This is a genomic window from Burkholderia sp. Ac-20379 (assembly GCF_017104645.1).
GTDB lineage: Bacteria > Pseudomonadota > Gammaproteobacteria > Burkholderiales > Burkholderiaceae > Burkholderia.
This window is the reverse complement of sequence record NZ_JAAGPF010000385.1, coordinates 1-5,901: the sequence shown is the minus strand read 5'-3', so window position 1 is coordinate 5,901 and position 5,901 is coordinate 1. Positions and strand designations below refer to the sequence as shown.

At 67.8% G+C, this 5,901-nt stretch carries 7 protein-coding genes and 1 pseudogene; 7 read left to right on the top strand and 1 reads right to left on the bottom strand.

Going from position 1 to position 5,901, the window contains the following annotated elements; all coding sequences use genetic code 11:
• The 7 genes from G3N92_RS29540 to G3N92_RS29510 form a co-directional block, all read left to right on the top strand.
• The coding region (locus G3N92_RS29540; RefSeq protein ID WP_241015097.1) for a cohesin domain-containing protein at window positions 1-497 on the top strand (497 nt) is incomplete at its 5' end.
• Entirely contained in the window at window positions 494-1,018 is a 525-nt protein-coding gene (locus G3N92_RS29535) for a type II secretion system protein (RefSeq protein ID WP_241015096.1), read from the top strand. The genes G3N92_RS29540 and G3N92_RS29535, both read left to right, overlap by 4 nt.
• Before the next feature lie 5 nt (window positions 1,019-1,023).
• The gene (locus tag G3N92_RS29530; protein ID WP_241015095.1) at window positions 1,024-1,413 is read left to right on the top strand and encodes a type II secretion system protein; all 390 of its coding nucleotides are present in this window, start codon (window positions 1,024-1,026) and stop codon (window positions 1,411-1,413) included.
• Window positions 1,410-2,336 (top strand): hypothetical protein, encoded by a 927-nt coding sequence (locus G3N92_RS29525; protein WP_206131107.1) that lies wholly within the window; start codon window positions 1,410-1,412, stop codon window positions 2,334-2,336. Before G3N92_RS29530 ends, G3N92_RS29525 begins: the two co-directional genes overlap by 4 nt.
• Window positions 2,337-2,669: 333 nt before the next feature.
• Entirely contained in the window at window positions 2,670-4,109 is a 1,440-nt protein-coding gene (locus tag G3N92_RS29520) for a UbiA family prenyltransferase (RefSeq protein WP_206131106.1), read from the top strand.
• A 26-nt stretch (window positions 4,110-4,135) separates the two neighbouring features.
• Complete coding sequence (locus G3N92_RS29515; RefSeq protein WP_241015094.1) at window positions 4,136-5,326, top strand: hypothetical protein; 1,191 nt, start codon at window positions 4,136-4,138, stop codon at window positions 5,324-5,326.
• A complete protein-coding gene (locus tag G3N92_RS29510) occupies window positions 5,323-5,661 on the top strand; it encodes a small multidrug resistance protein (protein WP_206131105.1) in 339 nt (112 codons plus the stop codon). The genes G3N92_RS29515 and G3N92_RS29510 overlap by 4 nt, the downstream gene beginning before the upstream one ends.
• Before the next feature lie 34 nt (window positions 5,662-5,695).
• Here the strand turns inward: G3N92_RS29510 and G3N92_RS29505 are convergent.
• A pseudogene (locus tag G3N92_RS29505) lies at window positions 5,696-5,901 on the bottom strand (hypothetical protein); the annotation flags it as partial.

Here is a 5,901-nt window from a genome sequence, read left to right as displayed (position 1 = left end):
GCGGCTACGGCGGCGCCTATGGCGCGGGGGCGCTGGCCGGCGACGGGCTGGCCGCGCCCGGCGTGGGTGCGACCGTCGGCACCGCGCAGATGACCGTGGACGGGCCGCCGCTCGTCAAGACCGGCGATTCGGTCACCGTGTCGCTGACGCTGTCGGCCGATCAGCCGGTGGCGAGCGCATCGTCGACGGTGAGTTTCGATGCGACGAAGCTGCAGTTCGTCGGCGTCAGCGAGGGCGATTTCATGAAGCAGGGCGGCACGCCGACCACGTTCTCGAGCCGCGTGGGCGCGGGCCAGGTGCAACTGTCGGACGCCGTGCAGGGCGGCATGGGCGCGGCCGCCACCGGCACCTACGCGGTGCTGACGTTCAAGGCGCTCGCGCCGGCCTCGCAGACCGCGATCAAGGTGCAGCCCGGCGCGTTCGTGGGCCTGACCGGCGGGCCGATCACGCTGGCGACGCCGTCGGCGTACACGCTCGGCATCGATCCGAGGCCATGATGGGCGCGCCGCGTGCTTCCCTCGCGTGGCGGCGGGCCGGGCCGGGCCGGCCCGCGGCGGCCGGCTTCACGCTGATCGAGCTGCTCGTCACGCTCGCGATTCTCGGCGTGCTGGCCAGCATGACGGTGCCGGTTGCGCAGGTCATGCGCCAGCGCGAGCGCGAGCAGGAACTGCGCGAGGCGCTGCAGCAGATCCGCGCCGCGCTCGACGCCTACAGGACGGCCGGCAAGGACGGGCGGATTCCCGTCGAGAGCGGCAGCTCGGGCTACCCGCCGAAGCTCGCCGTGCTGGTGGACGGCGTCAAGGACCAGACCGACCTCAAGGGCCGCAAGCTCTATTTCCTGCGCCGGCTGCCGCGCGATCCGATGAACCGCGACGCCACGCTCGATGCCGCCGACACCTGGGGCAAGCGCGCCTATTCGAGCGAACCCGACGATCCGCAGGAGGGCGACGACGTCTACGACGTCTATTCGCTGTCGAAGGGCGTCGGCCTGAACGGCGTTCCCTACCGCAACTGGTGACGGCGATGACACTGCCTCCGATGCGCCGCCGCCGCGGCTTCACGCTGATCGAGCTGCTGCTGGTGCTGTCGATCATCGCGCTGATGCTGACGATCGCGCTGCCGCAGTATTTCCATTCGATCGACGCGTCCAAGGAGAAGATCCTCGCCGAGAACCTGCACGCGACGCGCGACGCGATCGACGCGTTCTACGGCGATGCGGGGCGCTACCCGGATTCGCTGCAGGAACTCGTCGACAGGCACTACCTGCGCGCGCTGCCGTTCGATCCGGTGGCGGACAGTTCCACCGCGTGGCAGATCATCGCGCCGGAGGAGCAGTTCCCGGGCAAGGTCTACGATCTCAAGAGCGGCGCGCAGGGCGCCACGCAGGACGGGCGGCCGTTCGATTCGTTATGACGACAGGGCCACGCCGTCGCACGCGCGATCCGATTTGCGGCTCGACTCGCGGCCGCCGCCGCGCCCGGCAGCGCGGCTATGCGTATATCGCGTTGCTGATCGGCATCGCGATCATCGCGGTGGCGGCTGCCGCCACGATCCAGATCGGCGCGCTCTATCAGCGGCGCATGGCCGAGCGCGCGCTGCTCGACGTGGGCGACGCGTTCCAGCGCGCGCTGCTCAGCTACGCGGACAGCACGCCGGCCGGCCTGCCGCGCGCGCCGCGCACGCTCGACGATCTGGTGCACGACCCGCGCTTTCCGAACCCCACGCGGCACCTGCGCCGCATCTACGCCGATCCGCTGACGGGCCGGGCCGACTGGGTGCTGATCCGTTCGCCGGACGGGCAGGGCATCGTCGGCATCCATAGCGCGTCGCGCGCGCGGCCGATCCAGATCAAGCAGTTTCCGAAGGAATTCATTGGCTTCGAGAATCAGCGCCGCTATACGCGCTGGGTGTTCGTCGCGAATTCGCCGGAACGGGCGAACCGGCCGGCCGGCGCGCTGGGCGGGGCGGTGGGGCCGGGGGGCGGCGCGGTGCCGGTGCCGGCCGGCGGGGCCGTGACGGTGAACGGGCAGCCGGCGTCGGGCGTCGACGGGAAGGACGCGGACGATCCGTTCGGGGATGTGGATGGCGGCGGGAGCGCCGTCGATGGCGCGGGTTTCTCGGGGACGGGCGCGTTCTCGAACGGCGGTTTTTCCGGCGGCGGATTGTCGAGCGACGGCGGGTTTTCGGGCAGCGGCGGGTTGTCTGGCGGGAACGGGTTGTCGAACGGCGGCGGCTTCTCGAATGGCGGCGGGTTGTCAGGCGAAAGCGGCTTTTCGAACGGCGGCGGCGTCTCGAGCAGCGGGTTCTCGTCGGGCTACGGTGCGGCCGGACGCTGAACGAGCCGGCCCGCACGCACCCCACCGCCGCAACCGGTTCAACCTCGAATCGCCGTCGTGCCGCTCGCGGTTCGATGCCGCAGCCGCTTGCCCGCGAGAATGACGTGGGTGCTTTCGCGTCGCGATCCACGGCGATATCGGCCGCAACGCCCGCTACCCGCTCGAAAAATTGAAAAACCACGCAGCCGGAGTCCTGACGCGGTCGTTCATTGTGCTGAAGAAATCGGCTCGATTGCCGTAAAACCGGATGAGGTTGAACGGTAGAATGCCGGGAAATATAGATTTCAGCCCATTACCGGCCTGTAATCGGGCGGAAAAACCGAATTCGGACTCATGCGAGAGACTAGAGAATTACCGCTGGTCGTCGATCTCGACGGCACGCTGACCCCTTCCGATACCCTGATGGAAACCCTGGTCGGCGCGGTCAAATCCCGGCCCGCCAATCTGCTGTTCCTGCCGTTCTGGCTGACGGGCGGCCGGGCGGCCTTCAAGGCCAGGATTGCCGCGCATGCCGATTTTCAGGCCGACACGCTGCCCTATCGCGAACCGCTGATCGACTACCTGGCGCGCGAGCGCGAAGGGGGCCGCAAGATCGTGCTCGCCACGGCCGCGCATCGTTCGATCGCCGAGCGCGTGGGCGAGCATCTGGGCTTGTTCGATCTCGTGATCGCCACCAACGGCGAAACGAACCTCAAGGGCGAAACCAAGCTCGCCGGCATCAGGCAGCATGTCGGCGACGATTTCGTCTACGCCGGCGACAGCAAGGCCGACCTGCCGGTCTGGGCCGGCGCGAAGGCGGCGGTGCTGGCCGGCGTTGCGCCGGCCGTGGCCGCCAACGTGCGCAGCAGCATCCCGGTCGAGCAGGAATTCTCGAACGCGCGCGCGAGCCTCGCCACCTGGGGCCGGGCGCTGCGCCTCCATCAGTGGCTGAAGAACCTGCTGCTGTTCGTGCCGCTGTTGACGGCCTTCGCGTTTTTCGACGCCGACAAGGTGGCCACGCTCGCCCTGGCGTTTCTCTCGATGTCGCTGGGCGCATCGGCCACGTATATCGGCAACGATCTCTGGGATCTCGACAACGATCGCCGGCATCCGCGCAAGCGCAACCGGCCGTTCGCCAGGGGCGCGCTGTCGATCGGGCAGGGCGTCGCGTGCGCCATTGCCCTGCTGGCGCTGGCGTTCGGGCTGGCGCTGGCGGTATCGCCGCAGTTTGCCGGCATGTTCGTGCTGTATCTGCTGCTGACCACGTCCTACAGCTGGCATCTGAAATCGGTCGTGCTGCTCGACGTGGTCGTGCTGTCGCTGCTGTACACGTTCCGGATCCTGGCGGGCGCCGTCGCGGTGCGCCTCGCGGTCAGCCATTGGCTGCTCGCGTTCTCCGTGTTCGCGTTCCTGAGCCTCGCGCTCGTGAAGCGCTGCTCCGAGCTGGTGCTGCTGCGCAGGAGCGGCAAGCAGACCTCGGCGGGCCGCGACTATCGCGTCGGCGATCTCGAGGTGCTGTGGCCGTTCGGCATCGGCGCGTCGCTGGCCGCGGTGGTGGTGTTCGGTCTGTTCATCAACGCGCCGGAAACCGCCGAGCGCTACACGTTGCCGTATCTGCTCTGGTTCGTGCAGGTCGGTCTGATCTATCTGTTCGGGCACCTCTGGATCAAGACGGTGCGCGGCGAGATGGATGACGACCCGATCGTGTACGTGATCAAGAGCCGAGGCAGTCTCGGCCTGCTTTGCGCCATGGTGGCGTGCATGCTGGCCGCTCATTTTCTTCCGGCGCCCTGAGCGGCGCGCACTTGCTATTGGTATCCATGACGGAAAAGAACCGAAACCGCGTGAAGGCGTTCTGCCGCTTCGCCATCGTCTATGTCCTGCTGTTCGTCTGCGCCGGAAACATCACCAACAGCGTGCTGCTGAAATGGGGCTTCCGCGACGATCAGAAGGGCAATTTCGCAACCAGCTACAGCCTGGTCGGCATGATGAACGGCGATGCGCCCAAGCCGTACGTCTACCGCTCGTCGTTCCCGAAGGGCGCGAAGTGGCTGGCCGAGCAGCTTTCCCCGGCCACGCGGGACAAGCTGTTCAAATCGATCTCGCGGCACGACTCGCTGCGCAAGGCCTATTTCTCCGACGTGCCGGCCGCCTACTGGACGCCGGTCGCGGCGCTCGTCTATCACCTGACCTACATCGCGATCATCCTGTCGACGCTGTTCGCGCTGCTGCTGGTCTACCGGCTGGCCAGGCTGCACGGGCTGAACTTCGGGCAGTCGGTCGGGTTTCTCGCCGCCTTCAGCCTGCTCTATCCGCTGACGTTCCAGCAGGGCGGCTATTACTACGATCTGTTCGAGCTGTTCGGTGCGCTGGGCGCGTGCTATTGCGTGCTGAAGAACCGCATGCTGCTCTGCACGCTGACGATCGCGATCTTCGCGCTGAACAAGGAAACGTTCTTTCTCGTTCCGCTGGGCCTGTTCTTCCTGCATGACCGGGACGTCGCCGTGTCGAAGCGGCTTGCCTGGCTGGCCGTGCACCTCGCCATCTGCTTCGTCGCCCGGCTGTTCATCATGAGCGGCTATGCCGCGAATGCGGGCGGCTTCGTCGAATTCCACGTGTGGGACAACCTGAAGTTCTGGCTGAATCCGGTGTCGTATCTGTCGTTCTACAACCTGATCGGCAAGGGCATCTTCACGCCGAGCCTCGAGAATCCGCTGATGCTCGTGCCGCTGGCCGTGTTTTTCCGAGCCGCCTGGCGCGAGACGCCGCCGCGCTATCGCCGCTATTTCCTCGGCGCGTTCCTGCCGGTGAGCGTGCTGTTCCTGTTCTTCGGCTTCCGGGACGAGGCGCGCAACTTTTCCGTCGCGTTTCCCGCGATCGTGCTGATCGCCTTGCATGGCGCGCGCCGGTTCAGCGCGATTTTCGGCGAAGGCGCGGACGCCCGGGGCGAAGCGAGCCCGGTTTACCGCGAACGGCGCCAGGGCGCGAGTGTGGCGGAGACGGTGCGATGAACGGATGGATCGTGGTGGCAAGCGGCGCGTTCGGCGGCCTGGCGAGCGTGCTGCTGCGGATGGCGGCGCTCAAGGGGATCGCGCTCGGCGAATCGAGCCTGCTGCCGTGGATCGCGCGCGCCGCGGCCGTCGGCTCGTACGGCGTGGGGTTCGTGCTGTATGCGATCGCGTTGCGCAAGACGACGCTCGGCGTCGCCTACCCGACGATGGTCGCGATCTCGATGCTCGTGGTGCTGTCGTTCACGGCGCTGCACGAGCACTTGCTGCGGCCGATGCAGGTGGCGGGCGCGCTGGTGATTCTGCTCGGGGTCTGGATGGTCACGCGATACGCGTGATCCGGGTAGCCGAATGCGGCGAGCCGCAGCCGGCTCATGGGCCCGTCGTTGCGCCCGCCGTTGTGCCCGCGGTTGTGCCCTTCACCGCGCCCAACCGCGCCAAGCGGTCCGGCCGCGCCATCGTTTCACCGTTCAACCAGGCGAGCGCCTGCACGGCCTCGTCGACACCGACCGCCACCGCGCTGCCGAGCGCCGCGCTCGGCACGAACACCGGCGTGTCGCCGTCGCGCCATTGCGCGA